18 protein-coding genes and 1 riboswitch are annotated in these 25,809 nt (G+C 43.0%); of the genes, 12 read left to right on the top strand and 6 right to left on the bottom strand.

What is annotated here, in order from left to right; genetic code table 11:
* Window positions 1-4: 4 nt before the first annotated feature.
* Window positions 5-742, top strand: coding sequence for a dienelactone hydrolase family protein (locus BM739_RS10945; RefSeq protein WP_076540545.1), 738 nt, complete (start codon window positions 5-7; stop codon window positions 740-742).
* Window positions 743-827: 85 nt separating this feature from the next.
* On the opposite strand, the gene BM739_RS10940 is transcribed toward BM739_RS10945, so the two are convergent.
* The gene (locus BM739_RS10940) at window positions 828-1,343 is read right to left on the bottom strand and encodes a DUF3332 domain-containing protein (protein ID WP_076540543.1); all 516 of its coding nucleotides are present in this window, start codon (window positions 1,341-1,343) and stop codon (window positions 828-830) included.
* 287 nt (window positions 1,344-1,630) lie between these two features.
* On the opposite strand from BM739_RS10940, the gene BM739_RS10935 reads away from it, so the two are divergent.
* From BM739_RS10935 to BM739_RS10905, 7 genes are all read left to right on the top strand, one after another.
* A complete protein-coding gene (locus tag BM739_RS10935; RefSeq protein WP_076540542.1) occupies window positions 1,631-2,374 on the top strand; it encodes a spermidine synthase in 744 nt (247 codons plus the stop codon).
* A 407-nt stretch (window positions 2,375-2,781) separates the two neighbouring features.
* Window positions 2,782-3,351 (top strand): alkyl hydroperoxide reductase subunit C, encoded by a 570-nt coding sequence (gene ahpC / locus BM739_RS10930; protein WP_076540540.1) that lies wholly within the window; start codon window positions 2,782-2,784, stop codon window positions 3,349-3,351.
* Between the two features lie 162 nt (window positions 3,352-3,513).
* Complete coding sequence (gene ahpF, locus BM739_RS10925) at window positions 3,514-5,121, top strand: alkyl hydroperoxide reductase subunit F (RefSeq protein WP_076540539.1); 1,608 nt, start codon at window positions 3,514-3,516, stop codon at window positions 5,119-5,121.
* 606 nt (window positions 5,122-5,727) lie between these two features.
* Window positions 5,728-9,402 carry an ATP-binding protein gene (locus BM739_RS10920; RefSeq protein WP_076540537.1) on the top strand — a complete coding sequence of 1,225 codons (3,675 nt, stop codon included), beginning with the start codon at window positions 5,728-5,730 and terminating at the stop codon, window positions 9,400-9,402.
* A complete protein-coding gene (locus BM739_RS10915; protein ID WP_076540535.1) occupies window positions 9,402-10,064 on the top strand; it encodes a hypothetical protein in 663 nt (220 codons plus the stop codon). Before BM739_RS10920 ends, BM739_RS10915 begins: the two co-directional genes overlap by 1 nt.
* Window positions 10,061-11,281, top strand: coding sequence for a phosphoenolpyruvate carboxylase (locus tag BM739_RS10910; protein ID WP_076540534.1), 1,221 nt, complete (start codon window positions 10,061-10,063; stop codon window positions 11,279-11,281). Before BM739_RS10915 ends, BM739_RS10910 begins: the two co-directional genes overlap by 4 nt.
* 647 nt (window positions 11,282-11,928) lie before the next feature.
* Window positions 11,929-13,170: a dicarboxylate/amino acid:cation symporter gene (locus BM739_RS10905; RefSeq protein ID WP_076540532.1), complete on the top strand. Its 1,242-nt coding sequence runs from the start codon at window positions 11,929-11,931 to the stop codon at window positions 13,168-13,170.
* Window positions 13,171-13,327: 157 nt separating this feature from the next.
* Here BM739_RS10905 and BM739_RS10900 read toward each other — a convergent pair whose 3' ends face one another.
* Window positions 13,328-14,320 carry a class 1 fructose-bisphosphatase gene (locus BM739_RS10900; RefSeq protein WP_076540531.1) on the bottom strand — a complete coding sequence of 331 codons (993 nt, stop codon included), beginning with the start codon at window positions 14,318-14,320 and terminating at the stop codon, window positions 13,328-13,330.
* Between the two features lie 250 nt (window positions 14,321-14,570).
* On the opposite strand from BM739_RS10900, the gene BM739_RS10895 reads away from it, so the two are divergent.
* Window positions 14,571-16,847, top strand: coding sequence for a S9 family peptidase (locus tag BM739_RS10895; protein ID WP_076540529.1), 2,277 nt, complete (start codon window positions 14,571-14,573; stop codon window positions 16,845-16,847).
* A 182-nt stretch (window positions 16,848-17,029) separates the two neighbouring features.
* On the opposite strand, the gene arcA is transcribed toward BM739_RS10895, so the two are convergent.
* Window positions 17,030-17,746, bottom strand: coding sequence for a two-component system response regulator ArcA (gene arcA, locus BM739_RS10890; protein WP_076540527.1), 717 nt, complete (start codon window positions 17,744-17,746; stop codon window positions 17,030-17,032).
* A gap of 703 nt (window positions 17,747-18,449) precedes the next feature.
* Here arcA and BM739_RS10885 point away from each other — a divergent pair.
* From BM739_RS10885 to BM739_RS10875, 3 genes are all read left to right on the top strand, one after another.
* Window positions 18,450-18,887 carry a DUF3293 domain-containing protein gene (locus tag BM739_RS10885; protein ID WP_076540659.1) on the top strand — a complete coding sequence of 146 codons (438 nt, stop codon included), beginning with the start codon at window positions 18,450-18,452 and terminating at the stop codon, window positions 18,885-18,887.
* A 419-nt stretch (window positions 18,888-19,306) separates the two neighbouring features.
* A riboswitch (Lysine riboswitch) is annotated at window positions 19,307-19,484 on the top strand.
* A gap of 188 nt (window positions 19,485-19,672) precedes the next feature.
* Window positions 19,673-21,022: a lysine-sensitive aspartokinase 3 gene (gene lysC / locus BM739_RS10880; protein WP_076540526.1), complete on the top strand. Its 1,350-nt coding sequence runs from the start codon at window positions 19,673-19,675 to the stop codon at window positions 21,020-21,022.
* Window positions 21,023-21,039: 17 nt separating this feature from the next.
* Window positions 21,040-22,197 (top strand): succinylglutamate desuccinylase/aspartoacylase family protein, encoded by a 1,158-nt coding sequence (locus BM739_RS10875; RefSeq protein WP_076540524.1) that lies wholly within the window; start codon window positions 21,040-21,042, stop codon window positions 22,195-22,197.
* A 148-nt stretch (window positions 22,198-22,345) separates the two neighbouring features.
* On the opposite strand, the gene BM739_RS10870 is transcribed toward BM739_RS10875, so the two are convergent.
* From BM739_RS10870 to BM739_RS10860, 3 genes are all read right to left on the bottom strand, one after another.
* Window positions 22,346-23,476: a site-2 protease family protein gene (locus BM739_RS10870; protein WP_076540522.1), complete on the bottom strand. Its 1,131-nt coding sequence runs from the start codon at window positions 23,474-23,476 to the stop codon at window positions 22,346-22,348.
* A gap of 63 nt (window positions 23,477-23,539) precedes the next feature.
* Window positions 23,540-23,917: a DUF4144 family protein gene (locus BM739_RS10865; protein WP_076540657.1), complete on the bottom strand. Its 378-nt coding sequence runs from the start codon at window positions 23,915-23,917 to the stop codon at window positions 23,540-23,542.
* Window positions 23,918-24,019: 102 nt separating this feature from the next.
* Complete coding sequence (locus BM739_RS10860; RefSeq protein WP_076540520.1) at window positions 24,020-25,687, bottom strand: DUF342 domain-containing protein; 1,668 nt, start codon at window positions 25,685-25,687, stop codon at window positions 24,020-24,022.
* Between the last annotated feature and the right edge of the window lie 122 nt (window positions 25,688-25,809).

Here is a 25,809-nt window from a genome sequence, read left to right as displayed (position 1 = left end):
CAATATGATCATTACTAAAGAAGTCCACGATATTGAAACCCCAACAGGTACGATGCGGACTTATGTGTATCGGCCAGATGCCCCAGGGCAATTTGCCAGTATCATATTCTATTCTGAGATTTTTCAACAAACTGCGCCTATTGCCAGAAGTGCTGCCATTTTAGCGGGGCATGGCTTTGTGGTATTAGTACCTGAAGTGTTTCATGAATTGAACCCACTGGGCACGGTACTTGAATATGATGATGTGGGTAAAGATAAGGGCAATGCAGATAAATTTGCTAAGCCCTTAGAGCAACATGATAGCGATACCCAAGCGCTTATCGACTTTGCCCGCAGCCAAGCATACTGCAGCTGTAAAGTGGGCGCTATGGGGGTGTGTATTGGTGGCCATCTGGCTTATCGTGCGGCATTAAACCCCGATATCAGTGGCGCTTTTTGTTTATATCCCACTGACATTCATTCAAATACCTTGCCCTGTGAGCCAGAGAATGATTCATTAACTCGCAGTGGTGATATTAATGGTGAGCTGGTATTAGTCTTTGGCAAGCAAGATCCCCATGTTTCTAAAGCAGGCCGAAAAGTCATATATCACAAGTTAGAGCAGCTTGACGCTAACTTTAGCTGGTTAGAGGTGAATGCTCAGCATGCCTTTATGCGTGATGAAGGCGAGCGTTATGATGCGGCGTTAGCACTGCAAATGTATTTGCAAGCGGTGAGCTTTTTTCAGCGCACTTTAAAGTAAAACCTTGTTAGGCTGAATTAAAAAAAAGCCCCGAGTGTTACTCAGGGCTTATCAATTCACGATATAATCGCAAACCAATTATGGCTTAAGCCGCTTGTTGGTATTGTGCTAATTCAGCAAGGCTTACTTGAGCAACAAGCATGTCATCAAGGTAAAAATCGATAAACTCTTCACCTTTGCTACCCACTAATTCCTGCTTAGAACCATCTTCATAGGCCAAGGTCATTACCAAAGTACGCTCATCCTGTTGGCTGATTTGGGCATTTGAAAGTTTAATTGGCGCTGTTTTAAAGTCTTCACCGATGTGCTTGTTCATTTTGAAAATAGCATCAGTTGGTAAATCAACTACGGCTTCTTTGTCAGTTAATGGGTTGGTACCGGTCCAGAACTCAATGCTGTTAAATACAAAAAGATCAGCAGTCGCCGCCAAACCATAAACAGGTGACAATAATGCGAATAAACCCGCACGGCCATAACGGTTGTCGACGGTATCTAAGTTTAGCTTAGTGACCATTTGGCTTACGCCCATTTGCCCCATACAGCCAGATAGTTGGCTACAAGTTAGGATCATTGCTGCAGTCGCTAAAAATTTCTTTTTCATTTCATCAATCTCTTATTTTTTTATCAGCTGCGGATTATAGGCATTTCTCCCTTAGAGTATGTGATGGCTGTCACGTCAGTGTGTTGGGTTATTTACGGCTAAGTATCTGAAATGTTGAACTAGTTTGTTTACTGTGCGCAGGTTGGTTAACTGTTGCTATTGCTTGGTTGTTTTTAACGATTGGTAAGCTAAATGTTGGGGCGTTAGGGGCAATAAAAACTGCTTAAAAGATCTATTTATGCGGTATAATTTTGCCGAATATCCTGCCTATAAACCATGAGAACTCCATGTCAGAGTACCAGCAGTTACACCATGTCAGTGATGACATCGGCCCCATCTACGTATTAGATGATGGCGATTTTCGCGTGTTATCTTTTGGTGACAATGACGAGCAGAGTAAAATACTGAAAGCGGCGCCACATATTCCTCAGCATACCTATGTTCAGGCTATGTTAGCAGTGCTGTTATTTAGTAAACCTAAAAGCGCCATCATATTTGGTTTAGGTGGCGGCGGACTGGTGCATGCACTAAGGCGCTTTGATGCCGGGATTAAGCTTACTGCCGTTGAATTGCGCGCTGATGTGATTGAGATTGCTAAACGCTATTTTCAATTACCTGTTGGCAAAAAGCTTAACATTGAACTTGATGATGGCGGCACATTTTTAGCTCGAGCAGAACACAAAAAAGTCGATATCATTTTTGCTGATATGTATATCGAGCAAGGGGTTGATGAAAAGCAATTAACCAGCGACTTTATTGGCACTTGTCATAAAGGCCTTAAAGCGGAAGGTTTTTTAGTGCTTAACTGCTGGAAAGAGCACAGTAAAAGTGAGCTGCTAAAGCAAGTGTTATCAGCGCACTTTGCCAATGTTTATGCCACCTTAACCGGCGGTGGAAATTGGGTGGTTTACGCCAGTAAGCAGCCACACTCTTTTAGCGCAGCCTATAACAAACAGCAATTACAGCAATTATCGCAACAGCTTGATTACCCAGTAGGGCGTTCACTGACACGCTTTACGCAGTGGGAATAGTTTTCGCAAATAAATGATAGCGCAACTTATCGCACTGCCTATAAATAAGAAATCGTTTAACCCTAGCTATTATCACAATAACTTGCATTGCAACAGCGTGTATCACAACCGCTAGACTAGCCAGTAGGGCGTTCACTGACAGGTTTTACTCAGTAAAAATAAGCATATCAAAATTTTAGCAACCTGCTTATTTAGCTGTAACTGCTCACCTTTACAGCAATAAATGGGCGCTTATCGAGCATTTCGATTGCCAACGTTTATTTAGTGTTCACTTTCTAAAAAACCGATTAGGGTGATAGTTTTTACCCGTTATATTTAATTCTAACTTGTCGCTATTATCTATTCCATCAAACAGATACAGCTACACACTAAATTAGAATTTACTTTAAATATAACGGAGCACACCCATGACTCAATCAATTATTAATTCAACTATCAAGCCATTTTCTGCAACTGCTTTTCACAATGGTGACTTTGTTTCAGTAACTGAACAAGATTTACTGGGCAAATGGTCTGTAGTATTTTTCTACCCAGCTGATTTCACTTTTGTATGTCCTACTGAATTAGGCGACATGGCTGACCATTACGCTAAGTTACAAGAAATGGGTGTTGAAGTTTACTCAGTATCAACAGATACCCACTTCACTCATAAAGCATGGCATTCAAGTTCAGACACTATCGGTAAAATTAACTACCCAATGATTGGTGACCCAACTGGCGCAATTACTCGCAACTTCGGTGTGATGATTGAAGAAGACGGTTTAGCACTTCGCGGTACGTTCGTAATGAACCCAGAAGGCGAAGTTAAAGTTGCTGAAATTCATGACCTAGGTATTGGCCGTAGCGCAGCTGAATTAGTTCGTAAAATTCAAGCAGCACAATATGTTGCATCACATGATGGCGAAGTATGTCCAGCAGCATGGCAGCCAGGTGAAGACACATTAGCACCATCAATTGACCTAGTAGGTAAAATCTAAACCACTGGCGTTAATACTCTCCAATAGCTGAGTCGCCTCATCCACGGTTCAGCTAAGTTTCATCACTCTCCAATCTGCCTGGTTCTTTGTTAATGCTAAATGGATTTAGCGTTTATGAACTAGGCTTTTTTTTGGCTCAACTTCATTACTAGGAGCACACGTATGTTAGATGCGAATATTAAAAATCAACTGAAAACTTATCTGCAAAACCTTAAACGACCAGTTGAACTTGTCGTGTCAGCAGACGATAGCCCGAAAGCCAAAGAATTGAGCTCTTTAGCCAATGATATTGTTGGTTTATCAAACCTTGTAAGCCTTAAAGAGCAGCAAGGGATCAGAACCCCATCAATGAGTATCATTAACCCAGAACTGGGTAGCAACATTAGCTTTGCTGGTTTACCTATGGGCCATGAATTTACTTCATTAGTATTAGCATTACTGCACTCTGGTGGTCACCCCATTAAATTAACCGATGAAGTTATTGGGCAAATTAAAGATCTGCCCGGTGAGTTTAAGTTTGAAACCTACGTATCACTAAGCTGTCAAACGTGCCCTGAAGTGGTTCAAGCACTAAATATGATGGCAGCGATTAACCCCAATATTACTAACGTGATGATTGATGGCGCATTATTTCAAGATGAAATTAATCAGCGCAACATCATGTCGGTACCTACTGTATATATGAATGGCGAGCCTTTTTCTGTTGGCGCCATTAGCGTCGTCGAAATTTTAAATAAGCTCGATGTGAATGCGATTGCTAGAAAAGCAGAGCAGCTTAATAACAAGCAAAGTTTTGATGTATTAGTGGTTGGCGGCGGCCCAGCAGGTGCATCAGCTGCCATTTACGCGGCGCGAAAAGGCCTGCGCACTGGCATAGTGGCAGATAAGTTTGGTGGCCAAGTGGCAGAAACTGTCGGCATTGAAAATTTTATCTCAGTGTCAAAAACCGAAGGACCAAAATTGGTTGCCAATCTTGAAGCCCACGTAAAAGATTACGATGTAGATGTCATGGACAACCAACGGGCGCTATCTCTTAAATCAGGTGAGCGTTTTGAAATCGAACTTGAAAGCGGCGCGATTCTATCAAGTAAGACCATATTGTTAGCAACTGGCGCGCGCTGGCGTGAAATGAATGTCCCTGGTGAGCAAGAATACCGTGGCAGCGGCGTAGCTTATTGCCCACATTGTGATGGGCCGTTATTTAAAGGCAAGCGTGTAGCTGTGATTGGCGGCGGTAATTCTGGTATTGAAGCGGCTATCGATTTAGCCAATATCGTTGAGCACGTGACTGTACTTGAGTTTGATACTAGCCTTCGCGCTGATGAAGTCTTGCAACGTAAAGCGCACTCAATGGGCAATATCGATATTATTACCCAAGCGATGACCACTGAAGTGGTCGGTGATGGCAAACGCGTCACAGGGCTAACTTATACCGATCGCGCCAGCAACGAATCACATCAGCTTGAGCTTGCGGGCATCTTTGTGCAAATCGGCTTAGTGCCAAATAGCGAATGGTTAAAAGACACTGTAGAGTTAACTAATCGCGGTGAAATTATAGTTGATGGCAAAGGCCAAACATCAATCCCTGGGGTATTTGCTGCAGGTGATGTCACTAACTCAGCCTATAAACAAATCATTATTGCCATGGGCAGCGGCGCAACCGCCTCACTGGGTGCCTTTGATTATCTGATTAGACACAGCGAAGCTGAAACGACAGATGCAGAGCAAGTTAAACTTGAGTCTGAAAAAAGTGAGACAGAAGCGGCTTAATTAGTCGCAATGACACTATCCCTATGACACTGCAGGAATGACAGGGTTGCAATGACAGGGTTGTAACGAAAACGAATCACTTTGTGCGTGCTCTTAATAGAAACGCGCTGAAAGAAAAGTGCTGATAGAAAAGCGTTTATAAAGTGCTTAGCGCACTATAAAGTTTTGACAAAACAGCCAGCTTATTTAAATAAGCTGGCTGTTTTTTTGTTTAGCGCTGTTAAAAATAACGCGCTGGAATGGTTATTAGAGGGGGCTGTATAAGTAAAAAGGGCTTACAGCTGCTGACTAATAGTGAATTTTATTTGGTGATATCCATTTTTAACGCCACCGCAAAGGTGTTTTTTTTATCTCTGGATCAGCTTATCGGTCTTAGCTGCGCATAAAACCTAACTGATATCCCACAACTTCATGCTGGTAAAAACAATATACTGGCCGTTTGCTGCTTTGTTAGGCGAGTAAAGCAGCCTTTATCGGTTATTATTTCACGCTTTGTTATCAGCTAAATTGCTTCATTCAGCGCTTTGATTTAACTTATAGCTCATTAAAATAAATTCCCTAAAATCTTGTTTTTAGCCGTTGCGGAAAGTACGCAAAAGGATGCCAATGCCAAGCTTGATCAGAATAGTGTTAATTAATACTCACCTTCCTGGAGTGGTGGAACTGCAGTTAGATGGACACACCAACATTTGTGGTACCAATGCTTCAGGTAAAACCACACTGCAGCGATTAGTCCCAGTGTTTTATGGTGAGTACCCTAGCCGAGTCGTGCCTTCAACCCGTGATAGTTTTGAGCGTTGGTATCTGCCCCATGATTCAAGCTACATCATCTATGAATATCAAAAGAGTGACGGCCAGCTTTATCAAGCGTTAATGGCATCCGCCGGTGACGGTAAAGGGGTAAATTACCGCTTTATTGCCAAAGGTTTCGAGCTTGATGATTACGTTAAAAATCGTAATGGCGATACCATCATTTGCCATACCATGGCGGAATTAGGCCGTGAAATGAAGCGCCAGTCGGTGCCGCATACTAACTTGCTGAACACCCGTGAATATCGCGCCATCATTCAACATGATCGCAGTTTATTATCCACCGGCGGCAATAAAAGCGAGCTGCGTAATTATGCCCATCAGTTCTCATTATGTGATAGCGAATACTCGCTACGTCATATCGAAAAACTGGCTAAAGCGGTGCATTCTAAAGAAGGCAAAATGGAAACCGTTAAGTCGATGGTGGCCGCTATTTTAGAAGAAGATGGTGTTAACCCGCCAACCTCACGCTTAAACCCACAGCGAGTTGAAATCTGGATCCGTGAAAGTCAGTTAGTGCAAGGCTTTGAGCAAATTCGCCCTGAATTTGAAAAACTAGAACAAGAGTTTAATCAGTTACTGAGCGCCGAATTGCGCTTAGGCAGTTTAGCTAAAGGCTATCGCGGCGATGAAACCCTTGAAGTCGAGCGCCAAGAGCGCAGTGAAAACCAGTCAAAAGAGACCAGTTTACAACTGCGTCTTCTGGACGAAGAATGGAAAGAAGCCCGCGATGAGATAAGCCAAGAATTGTCATTCGCCCAAGGTGATATCCGCAAATATGAAGTCGAGCTCGATGGCATCGAAGATCAATATGAAGGCTTTTTAAATGCCAATATTGAACAAGCTAAAGCCGACTTAGACAGTTTAGATAATTGGCGCAGTGATTTAGAAAACTTATCAGAGCGCCATAAGTTACAAACTGAAAAGCACCAAGACATTGAAGCAGCGTACAGTACCCGCCGCAGTAAAATTGCTGAGCAGTTACACCGTGAGCTTGAGTCACTGCATCAAGAGCAAGATGCCATTCGTGAAACTCGTGATGCTCAGCGTGAGTCAGCCAATGATGATTTAACTCAACTCGACAGCTTATGGCGCGAAAAAACCGATGCCGGTAAAGCGCAGTTTGCAGAGCAAGAATTTAAACTTAAGCTCAGCCAAGGCGAGCTGAAACATCAAATCGACGGTGTCAGCTACACCGAAGAAGAGAAAATGAGCTTAGCGGTGTTCGATGAGCGCATTAGCCGCGCTGATGAAGAGCAAGAAAGCTGTAATCAAAAAGTCGATCGCTTATCAATAGAAGAAAGAAAACTGCGCGCCAAACGCGATCAAGTCTCTGAAGCGCTGCGCATTGCCAGTGTGAGAGTGAATGAGCGCTTAGCTGATGTTGATGATGTCAAAGGAATTTTATTTCCGCAATCGCATACTCTATTAGAGTTTTTGCGTAAAGAGTCCTCTGGTTGGGAGCAAAGCTTTGGTAAGGTTATTGCCCCTGAGCTATTACACCGCACCGATCTCCATCCCCATGTTGCAGACAGTAATGGCGAGGTTTTATTTGGTATCGGCTTAGATCTTAAAGCCATTGATGTGCCTGATTATGCTGCCTCAGAGCAAGACTTACGCCTGCGCTTAGCTAAAGCTGAAGAAGCCTTAACCCAAGCGGAAGCGCTAAAATCGGAAAACGAAGATCAACTGGTTGCCATTAACGATCAATTAGACACGCTTAATAAAGCGCTGACCTTTGCCCGCACAGCTTATAAAAATAGCCGTGAAGATGTGCGGCGTTTATTTGATGAAAAGCGCAGCTCTCAGCAGCAAATCAATCAAGCATTAGCTGAGCGTAAAGCCCATGCCAGCAAGCGTCTTATTCAGTTAGAAAACGAGCTAAAACAGCAACACAATAAGCACCTAGAGTGGCTTAGTGAGCAAAAAGAGCTAGCCCTTGAAGCCCGCATGGAAAAAAATGCCTATTGGCAAGATGTGGTCGGTGCGCTAGATAATCAGCTCGGGCAAATTAAAGCCAATATCGACACCCGCCGCAGCAATGCCAAGCAAGAGCAAAAAGCTTGTGAGTCATGGTATAAAAACGAGCTTAAATCTCGCGGGGTTGATGAAGCCGCTATCGTGGCGCTAAAAGGGCAAATTCGCGATCTTGAAACCCAAATCAGTAATGCGGAAAAGCGTCGCAGCGATGTATTGCGATATGAGCACTGGTATCAAAATGCTTGGCTAACTGCCAAGCCGAAATTGCAAACCGATTTATCCAAAGTTAAGCAAGCAGCCCTTGAGTTAGAGCAGCAACTTGCCAATAAAACTGCTGATGTGAAGCAGCGTAAACAACACTTTGAAAGCTTGAAAAAAGCCTCAGACGCAGCGCAAGTTGATGCTTCTGAAAACCTCACCAAACTGCGCTCGGTGATGCGAAAACTGGCTGAGCTTAAATTGCCGCCAACTAAAGATGAAGCAGCCGGTGGCATCGGTGAGCGTTTAAGACAAGGTGAAGAGCTATTACTACAGCGTGATTATTTACTGGGCTCAGTAAAACAATACGTTGAGCATTTTGATTCGGTTATTGCCAGTAAGTCAGGCTCGAGCTTAGCTGAGTTTTGGGAACGCGCCCGTGATGAATCAAGCTTTAGCAATGATAAAGGTATCCGCCTACTGGATTACCGCAAGTTAGTGCCACAACTTGAACAGCTATTGAATGTGATGGTGCCGCAATCCTTGATGGCCATTCGCGAGCAAGGACGTATTTTTGGTATCGACTTAACTGCTTATTACGATGTATTAGCAGATATTGACCGCCGCATCGCCTCCCAAAGCACGCGTATTACCCGCGAAGTGGGTGAAGAGTTATTCCTTGATGGCGTATCAGAATCAGCAGTAAAAATTCGTTCACGCATTAGCGAGTTAGAGTTTTGGCCTGAGCTTGAAGTGTTTGTTAAAGCCTTTAAACAGTGGAAAGCCGATGGCTTTAGTGAGCTGCCTGATGAGCATTACACCTCAAGTATGCGCCGCGCCTTAGATATTATTGGCCGCTCGGCGTTAAGTGGCGGCATTGCGAAACTGCTGGAAATTGAGCTGCGCTTAAAAGAAGGCAACAGCGACTTAATCATTCGCACCGATAGACAGCTTAATGAATCTTCAAGTCATGGTATGGCTTATCTGATTTTATGTAAGTTCTTATTGGCCTTTACTCGCCTATTACGGGGTAAAGCCGATGTCACCATTCATTGGCCTATTGATGAGTTAGGTACCTTGCATCACACCAACGTGAAGAAGATATTCGATGCCTGCGTCAATAACAATATCAGCGTATTAGGGGCGTTCCCTAACCCTGAATCTGAAGTGCTGAACTTGTTTGCTAATCGCTACATTATCAATAAGCAAACCCGTAAATTACAAGTGGTGAAACCTAAAGCCAACCCACTGGCTGCACGCTTAAGTCAACATGCCAATAAGGAGGCTATTTAATGTCTGAGGTTACGGCAAGTACCGAAACAACACTGGTTGGCACTGGCATGCTGATTGAGCAACTGCTTCGTGGTGAGTTTATTTGTCGCACCACCAATGAAGATGGCTGGCGCGCCCTTAAAAGTAGTGCCACCTTTGACAAAGTGGAGCAGTATTTAAATCAAATCAACCGCACGATTTCTTCTGCGGCTGAGGGCGATGTGTTCTTTTGCGGTTACCAGCAACTGGGTGAGCAAGAGCGTAAAGTGATTTCTAGCCAGTTTAAAGATATTTGTTCGGCGCTTATTCCGCTGGTGGAATGGTTAGTGTTAGTGCAAGAAAGTAGCGGCCAAGATGCGCCTTTAAGTGAAGGCGCGCCAATACGCTTAACTGAGCTGCAAGCGCGTATTGAAGACACCCCTGCGTTTATGGAGCAGCTCGCTAAGTTGAGCCAATATCGCTTATTTGGCTCAACCAGTAGCAATGCCGATAATCAAATTAAATTGGTGTTTAAACGCTTAGTGGAGTTGGGTTATTTGGTTAAACCTAATAGCGAGAAACAAATTTATATTGCCACTGGTAAGCTTGATTATTTGTACGAAGTGATCCGCTTTATTGATGAAACTGAAGGGTTAAGCCTTGAAGCGCAAGCTGAAACGGCCACCCAAAAGGATTTATTATGAGCAATAATTTACATCAAGCGGGGGTTAAGCTACTAAAACAGCTGAGTCGCCATTCTGATGTGGTTATGGATGCCTATCTTGCTGGCTCAGTGAATGAGCAAACCCATGACGCAGCAGTGATTGAGAAACTCAGAAAAAGTGGCATTTTATGGCGCCCAGAGCCCGATGAAGAGCTACGCTTAAAGCGCTCGGTACGGGCGTTACTTGAAGAAGCCTTAAGTGATGAGCGTAATCGGCAAATTGATGCCAATGTTGGCTCGGCGTTTAGCACCATTAAAACACTGGCTGATCATTACAAAGAAGCAAGGCACAATATTGATTATGGCGCAGCAGAGGCATATTTAGCTGACTTAAACGAGCACGTTTACAGCTTTACCGACAGCCTGCGCTACTCCATTCGGGTATTGTGGGGCCGTATTAATAATGAATTTGGTTACGTTGGTAGTATTAGCGCCAAAATTCGTGAAAATGAATTAGCCCAAAGTCAGGTGTCTGAATTACTCAACGGCTTAGAAATGTTCCAGTTTAGTGAGCTTAGTGATACCGCCGGTGATATTCGCGAGCTAAGACGCTTACTGGTGACCAATCTGCAAGAAACCCTCAGTCAGTGCATTCAAGAAATTAGTGCAGTGCAGGGCCGCTTGTTAGAGCTACTGGGGCGTTTTCGTCAAATTCAGGGGCGCACTCGATTATTAAAAGGCTTTTTACTGCACACTGATTTACATCCTGATTATCAACCTGATGATCATGTGGCGCATAAGTTTGTGCCGAAATTGTTTAACTGCGCTGAAGCCATCATTAAGCCTGCCAGTGTCGACGTTAATAACGCCAGCCATGAGCTTATTTTGCTTGATACAGTGGCGAGAATTAAAACCATTAGCCGCGACTTATTGCCGACTAAAGTGCGCGAGCACGATGTGTCCATGACCATGACTGCAGTGGAGGATTTTGATATTCCTGATAATCCATTAAAGCTAGCGGTAGATGAATACTTCTGCGCCGTGATTGATTCAGGGGTTCGTCAATCAGCACTGGAATACTTAGAAGAGCATAAGTTGCACTGGGCATCTGAGAATTGGCTTTATCAGGTGATTGGCGGCTACGAAGGGTTGCCCGATGAGCATAAAGCCTATTTTGAACTTGAGCCCATAGGTCATCCCGATCCTGTTTATAACGGTAATTTTATGATCCATGATGTGGAGTTATGGCTGGCTTAAGTCTAATAAGTTAATCATCCCAGGGCTGATTTACAAAAAAGCTGTTTGGTGCCAACCAAGCAGCTTTTTTTTATGTCATTTCATTAGCGCCATAGCCATAGCCAGAGCTTCGGCGCTACAGTCACAGCTTCAAAGCAGCATTAACCGATAATAGAACAAGCTGTAATGTTGTGGTAATTAAGCGCCTTGTTTACATTTATGTTGCCTTTGTTGGGCACTGGTTAATGCTGCCGACAGGGGCTAAATAGAAACAAATGTTGCGGTTTTATAAAACACTGGTGGTTAGCTTAAATTGTCGTCAGATTAATAGTGATCTCAACTTATTAGTACTCTTGCGGTAGTGTATAACACTGTTAGCGTTGTGTTTTTTAGTTTTGAATCCTGTAAAAAATATTTATTATCTCAGTTTTTGCTTAAAGTTGTTTTAATACAGTTGTTTATGTGTAGTTGTAAATTCTGCTACTCAGTAGCAGCTAAAACAAATCGATCGATAGCATTGAATTAAATTGCTTCTTGTCCCAGTATCCTTGTCGTTAAAAATAATTAAAACAAATTTTCAGTCGAATTAACCTCAGTATTGAAGCTGTGTAAGTAGTTACAACAGCGAAATCAGCGTTAATTTGACTTTTATTAGGAACGTTCGCGATATGACCAAATCATTATCAAGCCGCATTTTTATCGGATTATTCTTTGGGCTAGTATTGGGCAGTATTGTCCAATTTGCCCTCAATGATGTCAGCTTCTTCTCAGGCACCTTAGTCAATGCTGCCAGCGGTATTGGTACCATGTTCGTCAATATGATCATGATGCTAGTGGTGCCACTGGTATTTGTCAGTATTGTTTGCGGCGTGTGTGAACTGCAAGATTTAAAGAGCTTTGGTCGCTTGGGCGGTAAAACCTTTAGCTTTTATATTATTAATACCTTGGTGGCTATCACAGCAGCATTTTTAGTGGCCATGTTACTGGAGCCAGGTAAAGGCGTTGATATGTCTAGCGATGGCGGCGTGAGCATTACTGCAACTGAGTTACCTAACTTAATGCAGCTGATTGTCAGTATCGTGCCTAACAATCCATTTGCGGCATTTACCTCAGGTAACATGCTACAAGTGATTTTCATGGCCTTGTTGTTGGGCGGCGTGATTAAATCAATGGGTGAGAGCGTAAGCGGCGCAGTGCAAGGTTTTCAAACAGCCAATAAAATCATGATGCGCTTAATCACTGTAGTAATGAGCCTTGCGCCAATTGGTGTGTTTGCCTTGATGTTTAAATTAGCGGCAACCCTTGAGCCAGCTATTTTTGTCAGCGTGGTTGAATATCTGGTTATCATCTTAGCATTGCTGTTGTTATGGATTTTTGTGGTTTACCCTACAGCAGTGTCAATTTTCACTCCGGTGTCAGCCTCGAGCTTTCGTGAAAAAACCAAAGAGCAGATTTTATTCTCGCTTTCTACCGCCAGTTCAAATGCGACTATCCCTGTGACCATGCGCACCTTAACCGAAAAGTTAGCGGTTAGCCGCGCTGTCGCTGGATTCGGGGTGCCACTCGGGGCGACGATGAATATGGGCGGGGTGTCAATTTACATTACCATCGCGATTTTCTTTGTCGCCAATGCTTTTGGCATGCCGATTACTGCAGAGCAAATTCCAGCACTGCTATTTAGTGTGTTTTTATTGTCAGTGGGCGCTGGTGGGGTACCTGGTGGCGGGATGGTGATGATTGGTGTGCTTATCTACCAATTGGGTTTACCAGTAGAAGCCTTTGCCATTGTGGCAGCACTTGACCGTATTATTGATATGGTACTGACGTCTTGTAACGTAGTGGGAGATACTGCGGTGCTAACCATAGTGGATCAAACTGAAAAACCACATCAGCTTAATGCAGAGGCATAAGCTCGCGATTTAATCGCAGCTAAAGCGCTGACATTACAAAGCCTGCATTTGCAGGCTTTGTTGTGTTTAAAACTGAGTTCTCTATGAGCTCAATTATCGCTAGCAAGATCAAAAAAACCGCCAGCAGGCGGTTTTTTAATCGCAGCGAAAAGCGCAATTAATCAATTGTCGGCTCTTGGCTGTAATCAACATCATGGTAGCTTAAGCAAGTATCCACTTCGTTGGCGCTACCAAGAATAACCGCAACACGCTGATGGATAGCTGTTGGTTCGATATCTAGGATATCACCATAGCCAGTAGAGGCTTTACCACCGGCTTGTTCAACCAATAAAGCCATAGGGTTAGCTTCATACATTAAACGCAGCTTATACGGCTTTTCAGGGTTCTTATTATCGGTTGGGTAAGCAAAGATACCGCCACGACATAATACGCGGTGAACATCGCCCACCATTGCAGCAATCCAGCGCATATTGAATGACTTTTCACGCGGCCCAATAGTGCCTAATACTAAGTCAGCAATGTAAGTTTGCATTGGAGCTTCCCAAAAGCGCTGATTAGACATATTAATCGCAAATTCAGCCGTATCTTTACTGATACTTACTTCAGGTGTGGTGAGTAGGAACTCGTTAGTGTCAGGATCTAAGGTATAAAGTTGAGTACCTTGACCTGTGGTGAGCGCCATCATGGTTGACGGGCCATAAAGCACATAACCTGCGGCAACTTGTTTGCGGCCACTTTGTAAAAAGCTTTGCTCGTTAAACTCGCCTTCGCCAGCAGGAAGCACTGAGAAAATCGTCCCAACTAGTGAGTTGATATCGATATTTGATGAACCGTCTAGGGGATCAAAACAGACTAAATATTCGCCGTCTTGATTGACTTCAACAACATAATCTTCTTCTTCAGATGCAAGGCCGCGAACATTGCCTTCAGCTTTAAGTGCATCTTTGAGCATGTCATTGGTAATCACGTCGAGTTTCTTTTGGGTTTCGCCTTGAACATTTTCTTGTTCAGTAGCACCTAAAACGCCAGCTAATGCACCATGTTGTACTGCTTTACTGATTGCTTTTGAGCAATCGGCAAGACTAAGTACTAACTGTGAAAGCGAAGCTGATACTGCTTGGTTGGTCAGGGTTTGTGTCAAAGTTTGCATGCTTGTTCCTAAGACAGTAGAGGTTAAGGTCGGTAACCAGTGGTTAATGTTCTATTTTATTACCAATGATAATACCTCAGATTTGTCCATATTACAGCGTGAAAAAAGATGAGCAATATATGACTTGCAGTAGATTTGTTATAAACTCGCTGGTAATTAATGCTTTCAGTTGATTTTTGGTTAAATTAATATTGGCTGCAAAAATAATAATAACGATAAATACAAATATATGGCTTCCCAAGGATTGATAATGACTAACAAATGGAAATCGACCGCGGCGTTGATGCTGTCGGCAATTCCGCTAGTGTTTACTGGCGCTCTTATTTCAGATCATGCAATGGCCTCTACCATGAAAATATCCGGCAATACCACTCCACTGACCATAGAAAGAATTCATGCATCACCTGCTTTGGCTGGCGCTAGCCCTCGGGGCTTAAAGCTGTCTCCCGATGGTAGCCGAGTAACGTATTTAGCTAGCCGTGAAGATAACCAGCATTTTTATGACTTATGGCAAATGGATATCAGCACAGCAAAGCGCAGTATGTTGCTTAATGCCGATAAGCTGGCTGGAGGCGAATTATCTGATGAGGAAAAAGCTCGCCGTGAACGGCAGCGTATTTATGGTCAAGGGATCATGGAGTACTTTTGGGCCGATGATGGTCAAGCGTTATTAATTCCTGCCGCAGGCAAACTGTATTTTTATACCTTAGCGGATCAAAAGGCGCAGGCATTAAATACCGGTGAAGGCTTTGTCACTGATGCGCGTTTGTCCCCTAAAGGCCGTTATGTGTCATTTGTGCGTGAGCAAAATATTTTTGTACTGGAACTGGCAACAGAAAAGCTAACTCAACTGACGTTTGATGGTAAAGGGCCGATTAAAAACGGCATGGCAGAGTTTGTCGCCCAAGAAGAAATGGGCCGAATGACAGGTTACTGGTGGTCGCCAGATGAATCAGCTATCGCCTTTACCCGTATTGATGAGTCTGGTGTTGAATTGGTCACCCGTAATGAGATTTATGCAGACGGCATCAAACTGACAGAGCAGCGTTATCCTTATGCGGGTAAAGCCAATGTTGAGATAGAACTCGGCGTGATTGAGCTTGCCAGTAAAGCTGTGCAGTGGATTGATTTGGGTAAAGATAAGGATATTTATTTACCGCGAGTAAAATGGTTGCCTGATAGCAAGCAGTTATCATTTCAATGGCAAAGCCGTGATCAGCAAGCATTGGATTTACGCATCATTGACCTTGATGTAAAAGCAGGTTCAGATGCTAAAGCTAACACGGTTGTTAAAGAGCGCAGCCAAGCATGGATAAACCTTCACGATGACTTACATTTTTTAAAGCAGCAACAAGCATTTATTTGGGCCTCAGAGCGTGATGGTTTTAAGCATCTGTATTTATTTGACCTATCAGGTAAACAAATAAAGCAATTAACCACGGGGCAGTGGGCGGTTGATGATCTGGAGTTTGTGGATGAGCAGGCGGGCTGGGTGTATTTTTCAGGCCGAAAAGACACGGTTATTGAGCGCCATTTATATCGGGTGTCACTAACCAGTGACAAGATTGAAAAACTATCAACCAAAGCCGGCATGCACTCAGCGGTCTTTGCGGATAAAAAACCAATCTATTTAGATTACTTCAATAGTTTAATTCAGCCACCACAGGTGAGTTTGCACAGTGACACTGGCGAGCATTTAATGTGGGTGGAACAAAATGAAATTAACCAAGCCCATCCTTTGTATGACGTTGCCGGTTTATGGCAAATACCAGAGTTTGGCCAGTTAAAGGCTGAAGACGGTCAAGCGCTGCAGTATCGATTATTTAAACCCACTGATTTTGATGCCAGCAAAAAATACCCAGTGGTTGTTCGAGTTTATGGCGGCCCTCATGCGCAACTAGTGGTTAATAGCTGGAGTGAAGCGGATTACTTTAGCCAGTATCTATTGCAACAAGGCTTTGCTGTATTTCAATTAGACAACCGCGGCTCAGCCCATCGTGGTACTCAGTTTGAATACGTTATTTATCAGAATATGGGTGATGCAGAAGTCAAGGATCAAAAAGTGGGGGCTTCTTACTTAAGAAGCCTGCCATTTATTGATGGCGATAATATCGCTATTTATGGCCATAGTTATGGCGGCTATATGGCGTTAATGAGCCAGTTTAAAGCCCCTGATTATTTTAAAGCGGCAATTTCTGGTGCGCCCGTGACCGATTGGCGTTTGTATGACACCCATTATACCGAGCGCTATATGGGTAATCCTGATAGTAATAAACAAGGTTACGATGCCAGCAGCATTACCCCTTATGTGGAAAATTATCAGTCTGGTTTGCTGATGTATCACGGCATGGCTGACGATAATGTGTTGTTTGAAAATAGCACCCGCGTTTATAAAGCGCTGCAAGATGAAGGCAAGTTATTTCAAATGATGGACTACCCAGGTTCAAAGCATTCTATGCGCGGTGAAAAGGTGAGGAATCATTTGTATAAATCCTTAGCTGCCTTTTTAGAACGCGAGCTTAAGTAGCCATGTTTATAGTAAATGGGTAATAACTAATGGGTTAGCAATAATAGTCCATGAGTCATAGTTCATGAGCCATAGCCCATTTTTAATCGCCCATAAAAAAAGCCAAGTCATCGACTTGGCTTTTTATTTTCATTTGCTATCTAATGAGCCTAATCAAATAAGCACATTAATTGCAGACGAAATTAATCTTCTAAATTACCACAAAAACGGTAACCTTCACCGTGGATAGTTGCGATGATTTCTGGCGTGTCTGGTAAGCTTTCGAAGTGCTTACGGATACGACGGATAGTCACGTCAACAGTACGGTCATGTGGCTTAAGCTCACGGCCAGTCATTTTCATTAACAAGTCTGCACGAGTTAAGATTTTTCCTGGGTTTTCTACAAAGTGAAGCATCGCACGGAATTCACTGCGAGGTAATTTGTAAGACTCACCTTGTGGGCTAACTAAAGAACGGCTGTTGATTTCTAAGCTCCAACCGTTGAAACGGTAAAACTCAACAGAACCTTTTTCTTCGGTTTCAGCGCCAGCGCTGTTTACACGAGTTAATAGGTTGCGAGCACGGATAGTTAATTCACGTGGGTTAAATGGCTTAGTGATGTAGTCATCAGCGCCAATTTCTAAACCAAGGATCTTATCAACTTCGTTATCACGGCCAGTAAGGAAAATAAGGCCAATGTTATTGATTTCACGAAGTTCACGGGCTAATAATAAACCGTTTTTACCAGGAAGGTTGATATCCATAACAACAAGATTAATCTTATTATCCTGCATGGCTTTATGCATTTCTGCGCCATCGTTTGCTTCAGTTACTACATACCCTTCAGCTTCAAAAATACTACGTAGAGTATTACGGGTTACAGCTTCATCTTCAACAATAAGAATGTGTGGGTTTTGCATGTTATTTACCTAAATTAAAAACAATTCGATTCTAGTCATGTTGCACTAGGGCTGTGGCGTTATATAGCTAAGAAAACGCCGATAATTTATAAATTCACGATAGGTGTTTATCTATGTCTGCCCTGAACAAAACACGCTTCATGACTAACTACAATATATAAACCAGTTTAAGGTACTAATATTTATCGCACTTCTATAAAAGAGTTATACGTGACGTAAATTTTGATCATAAAAAATCAATATTCAGATCGTATGCTGAGCTTGAATAAGCTCACAATCTGTCAAAATATCTGTAAAACCGATGATTCATATAAACTAAGAGATTAAATTGCTGATTAAAGTTCCTTCGCAACCTAATTTTGTCCTACATTTATATTCAGTCTTTTAAAATGTAGAACACATTTTAAAAGCTTGAACACTTTACCAAGATTTAATTTCAGTAAATGTAGTCGCTTGTGTCACAACTTAGCGTTATGTAGCAAAATCTAGCTAGTGTGGGATATTGTACTCGTTTTAGGCATTTGTTAACAAATGAAATGTTAACAAATTTACGGGGTAGATTTGTTACAAAAATGGTTTTTGAAGTAAGTTGATGATTTTTATATTAAATATAATTATTGTTCTTGTGACTTACATCACACAGGGTGTTGGCCCAAGTCTTGATTTGCTACACTGAATTGGTCTTAATTGAGAAAAATAAATGATGAATAATTCAATAGATAAGCTTTGGTTTAAATATCAAGGCACCCAATTTCTACTTACTCAGCGCCTTTCTTATGCTGTGCCTTTCGCTATAGTCACCGCCCATAACCCCTTAGGAAGCCAATTGAACCCGTGTCAAAATCGTTTGTTAGATAGGCGACTTCAGCGGAAAATTCAGCAATTTAATAGCCCCTATCGTTGCTTAATTGGGGCGGCACCAGACTTATCTCATATGGAAAAAAGCTGGGCTGTATTCATTGAAAAAGACCAAGCGTTAGAGTTAGGTCGAGAGTTTAAACAGCTGGCGATTTACTATGTTGATAATGGGGTGTTGTCATTACTGGCCTGTGGTGAAGCACCTGACAAGGAAGTGTTAATTGGCGAGTTTGGCCCACGAACCGTTTTAGTTAATGAATTACCTGATTTGCACGATGAATAACATGATTGGCGATGTAAGTGACATTTGTATCAGTTATCGAGGATGTTTAATATCAGTAGCTTCTTCTATAGGTACTTAGTTAAGTGCCTTTTTTTATTGTTATTTTTAAATTTTTATTAGAACGATGGCTATTTATATGCTGTTGAAACTTGATTGTTAATATTGAAGCTTAATTGTGCAGTTTAGTTGAAGGTTTTAACTCAATAACCTCGAATTTACATCGAGTAAATTACTTTTTATTTTTTAATTTCTATTGTTTTATATCACTTTTTTATTTCAAATTATAAATAATAGCTTAGATGATACTATTTTGAGTTCAGTGTCTCTATTTACGTATTGTGTTATTTGACGACTTTATGGCATATCCCAATTGACTTGGGTTGTTATTTATTGGTATTTTTCATGCTCTTCCTGTGGGAAGAAACAGAAGAGGAGCGTTAGCTAGGTAGTAAGTTCGAGGAAAACCAATTCCTATGACAGCTTATGAGGGAGATTAGCGCCGAGGTACTAGGTATGTTTGGTTGGCATCTGGTATCGGTCGTTTAGGTTGAATCCTAGCGATTGTCACCTATTTTTTGGTGGAGAGCTTCTGGTGAAAGATTGCTGTTTCCCTTCTTTAAGGGTGCGTTATCACTGCACCAGGCTCTTCGAACGAAGTAAGTTCGGAGTGTAATCATGTTTTTACGTATTAAATTTCAATGTGTTCCAATACTGTCTACTCAGTTTATGTCCAGTCAATGTTTGCCTACTAACAGTGCGTCTGCGAATGTCGTGGAGGTATTAGCATGAGTTTAGTTGTTGCTAAGTTCGGTGGCACCTCTGTTGCTGATTTTGACGCCATGAACCGCTGTGCGGACATTATTTTAGCCAATGCCAATACCCGCGTCGTTGTTGTTAGCGCTTCTAGCGGTGTCACTAATTTATTAGTTGAGTTAACTCAAGCCAATGTAAACGATCAACGCCGCTTAAGTTTAGTCACTCAAATTGCCAAAATTCAATATGACATTGTTGATAAGCTGGCGCGTCCACAAGATGTCGCAGCTACGATTGATAAGCTATTAAGCAGAATGGCAGTGCTTAGCGATAAGTTAGTGCTCGATAGAAGCAAAGCCATCATTGATGAGCTGTTATCCATGGGCGAGCAATGCTCATCTTTACTGTTCTCTGCGGTTATTCGCCAAAAAGGCACGCCATCAAGTTCATTTGATGTGCGCCAAGTATTAAGAACCGATAGCCACTTTGGTAAAGCAGAGCCGCAAATTGAGCAAATTGCGCTGTTAGCCGCTGAGCATTTACAGCCGTTACTCGCTCAGCAAGTTATCGTGACTCAAGGGTTTATTGGCGCCGATGAAGCAGGTAATACCACCACCCTAGGCCGCGGCGGCAGTGATTACTCAGCTGCGTTATTAGCCGAAGCCCTAAAAGCTGATGCGGTTGAAATTTGGACCGATGTGGCGGGAATTTATACCACTGACCCACGTTTAGCGCCTAATGCGAGGCCTATCCCTGAAATTAGCTTTAATGAAGCGGCTGAAATGGCCACTTTTGGCGCCAAAGTGTTGCACCCTGCAACGATACTGCCGGCCGTGCGCCAACAAATTCAGGTGTTTGTTGGTTCAAGTAAAGCGCCTGAGCAAGGTGGAACTTGGATCCGTCATCAAGTAGAAGATGCCCCGGTTTATCGAGCGGTGGCTCTAAGACGAGATCAAACCTTATTAAACCTGCATAGCTTGCAAATGCTCCATGCGCAGGGCTTTTTAGCGCATACCTTTGCCACTTTAGCTAAGCATAAAATTTCAGTTGATTTGATTACCACCTCAGAAGTAAATGTGTCACTTACCCTTGATAAAACCGGCTCTGACTCTAGCGGGCAGGGGTTATTAAGTGAATCATTACTACAAGAGCTATCACAAAATTGCCGCGTAAGAGTGGAAGATAAATTAGCGCTAGTCGCAATCATTGGTAATCAGATAGCGTCAACAGCAGGTATTTGTAGCCGAGTTTTCGGGGTACTTGAACAACATAATGTGCGCATGATTTGCCAAGGGGCTAGCCCACATAACTTATGTGTTCTCGTCGCTGAGTCTGAAGCCGCAGATGTGGTTAACTCTTTGCACCAAAACTTATTTGAATAATAGCTAACGTGGCAGGTATGACATCAGTGAACTCTATTACAGCACAGGCTAACGATTCTTCACCCACACTGTCTCATGTTGAAGTGGGAGAACTTGCCACCGGCCAAGCGTTAACCGCGCCACTGTTTAGCTTTAAAGGCTCAGATGACGCCGCGCCCAGTGTTTATATACAGGCCAATGTTCATGGGGCTGAAGTACAGGGCAACGCGGTGATACATCAACTGATGACCTTGCTACAAGACTACAGTGTATTAGGTGATATTCACTGCGTGCCCTTAGCCAACCCGTTAGGTATTAATCAAAAAAGTGGCGAGTTTACTTTAGGGCGATTTGATCCTATTACAGGGGTGAATTGGAACCGTGAGTATTACGACCATGGAATTGATATTGCTAACTGGTTTACTGAGCATCAACAGCTTGCTGACAAGGACTTGTTTAGTGCTTTTAGGCAAACCTTAGTCAATAATTGCCAGCAACGTTTAGCCAACCCTTGGGGTATTAGCACTGGTCATCGCTTAGCGGTGACATTACAACATATGGCCCATGGCGCTGATATCGTGCTTGATTTACATACCGGGCCCAAATCTGCAAAGCACCTTTATTGCCCTGAGTATGATGCAGCCGCGGCGGCGTTTTTCTCGATCCCCTTATCGTTAATTATCCCCAATGAATTTGGCGGCGCCATGGATGAAGCGGTTTTTTGTCCATGGTGGCAATTAACTGAATATGCAGCGTTAAAAGGGCGCATATTCGATGTGCCTGTGGCGGCTTTTACCTTAGAGCTGGCAAGCCAAGAACGCATTGATATGGCAGATGCTAAAAATGATGCCCTCGGTATTTTGGCCTATTTGAGCCATCGCGGGGTGATCAAAGAGCATGTTGCACCTGCCAACATTAAACGCTGGGGCTGTTACTTAAAGGATTATAAAAAGTTTCATGCCCCTAAAGCGGGATTAGTGGAATACTGCGCAGCGGTTGGTGAGCCGTTAGCTGCTGGCGAGCCTTTAGTGACCCTATTAAGGTTAGATCAGTACGGCAGCGATAATGCCGTCACTTCGGTGAGTTTGCCGATAGATTGTGTGCCAGTGCTGCATTTTGCTTCAGCCTCTGTTCATCAAGGCACTGAGCTGTATAAAGTCATGACTAAGGTATTCGAAATTTCACCAGCTAAATAGATAAGTTAATTGAGAATATTTTTCGAAAAGTTAAGCCCGTAGCTAGTTCTTACGGGCTTAGTTTTTACGAGCTTAGTTATCACAGGCTAGTTATTACGGTCTTAGTTCTTGCTAGCTTAGTTAATGTTAAGCACTGCTATTTAGTTGACTAGCTTTTTAATATTTCTAATGGCATCGACAGCATTTCATCGCCAGATGCTGCAAAATACCAAATAATAGCAATCAGTAAGCCAACCGTAATGAAGTACCACAAGGTCGAGAAGATTTGCCCATAACGGTCAAGGGGCAGTAAATGGCTTTGATGACGACTTTTCCATTCAAATACAATCTCAAGACTACCAATTAATAATAAGAAACCCAGTAAAGCCAGCCCAAGACTGTAGCTAATGAATACCCCAGCGGCTGCGCCGGCGATACAGGCGATTAGACCCACCATGCTATTCATGGAAAAGGTGATACTTTTTAAAATATGACCGCCATCTAAAGGCAGTATCGGCAATAAATTAAAGAGATTTAATAGGGCGTTAAAGCTGGCCAGTCCGGCAAAAAAGATATTACCCGTCAGCCAATAAGCCAGCATACAACCGATGGACATAAACAGGCCAAAAGTCGGCCCCATAATAGAGATCACCACGTTCTGCCAACGGGTATTAATACGCTCGTCACTGACAGCAAGGCCGCCCATAAATGGGATCAAATAAATACCTTTGGTTTTCATGCCGAAGTGTTTCATTGCTTTGATATGACCATATTCATGGATAACCAAACAAGCAATCAAGGCTAAAGCAAACTCAATTGAAAATAACCAAGAGTAGGCGGCCACACTGGCCGCAGCAAGCATAGCTTTAATCACTTTGGCGCTTTTAAGCAGCTTAAACCCTAATGAGGCTAAGCCAACAAAACTGAATTTTTGTTGTTTAACTGGGGCCACTTCAGGGGTTTGTCGTTCTATGTCCTTGCTGTTGCGCTGACCATCGGCAATGGGGTTATTGTCCACCAAAACCGTGTAGTTAATGATAAATGGTTGCCACTGCACATCAGACTCTAATCGCACTTTCATGACTTGGCGGCTGGTTTGGGTGATGACATCATCATGACTGGGTTCTGCTAGTGAACTCGGTCTAGACAGCTCAAATTCGTGGATAGTAAAGCTTTGATTATCAGCAGATGCCGACTTTTGTGAAACCAGTTGATTATCCCAATAGAGCTGTTGCCAGCCAGCCATGGAGCCCTCTAATCGTAGGCGTTTTCCTAGGCATTCGATGTTTAACAGTTCCATGCTTGATACTCGTATTACGGGATAAAATGTGGAACAGCATTTTGCCTGAGTAGCGATGCTGACTCAAGAAAATTCAGACTCAAGAAATTCAACCGTTTCAATTCCTTGTCTAATAGTAGTGAAAATAAGCTTTGCGCTGCAGCAATGACCATTTAACTGGGCATGTTGGCGAACATAGCGAATGAATGTCACTAAGTCGATAGCCTGCGTGCTTAAGGCTAATTGAGGCAGTTCGGCTACGGTTATAGGTTGGCAGGTATCAGTTGTTGAGTTAATGGAAATATCGAAAATATGACCTTCACTGTCGAGTAACTTATCTGTTGTATCGGTAATATGAGCTGCTAAGCAGCAAAACTCTAGCCAGTCTCTGTCGCTGGCCAGATAGATAAGCTCGTCACTAGTTTGCTGCTTAATGACTGCGGGCCAACAAATACTTTGCATGATAAAACCTGTAGGCGGTGACACTAAGTAACCATTGATAAACATCAATGATGTAAGGCCACACTATTGCCGATTGAAGAATGTACCCGTTACATAGTGCAACTATCGGTTGCTATAATCAAAACTAATTTCATTTTGCTTATTCATGACTAGGCAAGGGCCGTGCTCCCGTTGGGTTGTATTTTTAGACGGGCCAATATTAATTTTAACGTTGGTAAAGATATGCTTTTTGGCCTGAATAAAATGCTTACTATAGTAACCGTCGGCATCTTGCTGTAATTGCTTGAACTGTGCTTCTAACTGGGCACGATCACTGGCGAGTTGTTTCTTTTCATCAAGCATCATTTTAACTTGCTCGATCATGCCGGCATCGGTTTGCCATTCGCTTTTAGGTGGTAGTTTGCGTAATCTGGCTTCAATATCAAGGCCAGCAATGACAAGCTGTTTGATTTTTTCATGGGCAGTTTTGACTTCTGCGCGAATTTGAGCTTGATCCATGGCGCAAAATAATGCGGTTTTAGTGCCTGCAGTAGCGCCAATTGCCACCGCATTAATGCCTTTGCTAGCGCTCGCCTTACCGCCAACCAAGTCGCCTCGTTTGCCGCTAGGATCGCTTACAGTGATAACACCGTTTGAACATGAGTGACTATGGAGTAATTGCTTGGTTACTAAGATATCATTATCGGCATTAAGGCTGGAGTACTGCACAAATTGTGCGCAAATTTGTCCTTTAGCATTAATGGTGGTGCTAAGTTGATGCTCTTTAATCTGGCGACCAATAATACCCTTACTAACAATGACATCACCTTTGGCGTCCAATGTTGCTGAGTCCACAAAGCCCATAACCGTAATATCGCCGCTACTTTTTACTTGCATGCCTTCATGGACATCACCGCTAATTAACACGCTGCCTTCAAAGTCCACATGGCCAAAATTGACATCAACGTTTTTAATTTGCAGCACATCATCCACTTGCATGCCATGGCGGGTTTCAACTGGCTGACCAGATACCATTGCCAGTAATAAATTAGGGTCGTTAGCGGCCAGTTGAGTGCCATTACCTGGCTGCATAATAATGTCTTTGCCGGGGATTTGCGGTAAAACATCACCATTGACGTTATAACCTGCAACACCATCTGTAGCAGGGGTTTTAATCATTAATACATCGTTTGGTTTTACCATGATCATGGCGCCCAAATCGCGCATGTCCACTGAGCCATCTGCTCGCTCTTGGGGTTGCAGCAAGCGCTCGCGGGCTAATGGCACTTGCCTTGCTAAGCTGGCATAGGTGCCATTTTGCGGCAGTTTACCGTGGGCGATCAGCGAGCGACATTGCTCACCTGGCGGTAAGGTGTCTAATTGTTGTAGCAGCGATAGGATGTTGGGTTTGCTTAAGCCCATTTTAACCTTATGGAATTTAAGCGCATTTAAAATGGTTGGCAGTGTTGGGTCTTGGCCGCCATAGGCAGACACCAAGCTCATTGAGACTGACATTTTATCTTCGCTGACCTCGATGATGACGTTACCATCAAGGCGCTCAGCAATAATAAAAAATAATTCGTGTTTACCGTTATCGACACTGCATTGACTATTTACTTCAGCGGTCGCCTTAGCAATGTTTTGCTCTAAGGGCCGCAGCATGGCAAATTCAGGCTGATTAAGTAACTGGGTTATATCATCTTCAGTGATGGGGCCGTGACGGCTGGGCGTAACGCGGAGCTCAACTTGAGTTTGATCAACATTAAAAACCGCTAAATCTGACGCTAGCATAAAATCCCTTATTTTTGCGTCCTACATTTGAGCTTATTAGGCTGCCCAATAGGTAGAACGATACGCCTCAAATGACGTTTATTATTAGCTAACAAAATGTAGCGTTTTTTAGGGATAAAAAC

Source organism: Shewanella sp. UCD-KL21, assembly GCF_001957135.1.
GTDB lineage: Bacteria > Pseudomonadota > Gammaproteobacteria > Enterobacterales > Shewanellaceae > Shewanella.
Note: the sequence above shows the minus strand (reverse complement) of the source record. Positions and strands in the feature narration are given on the sequence as shown.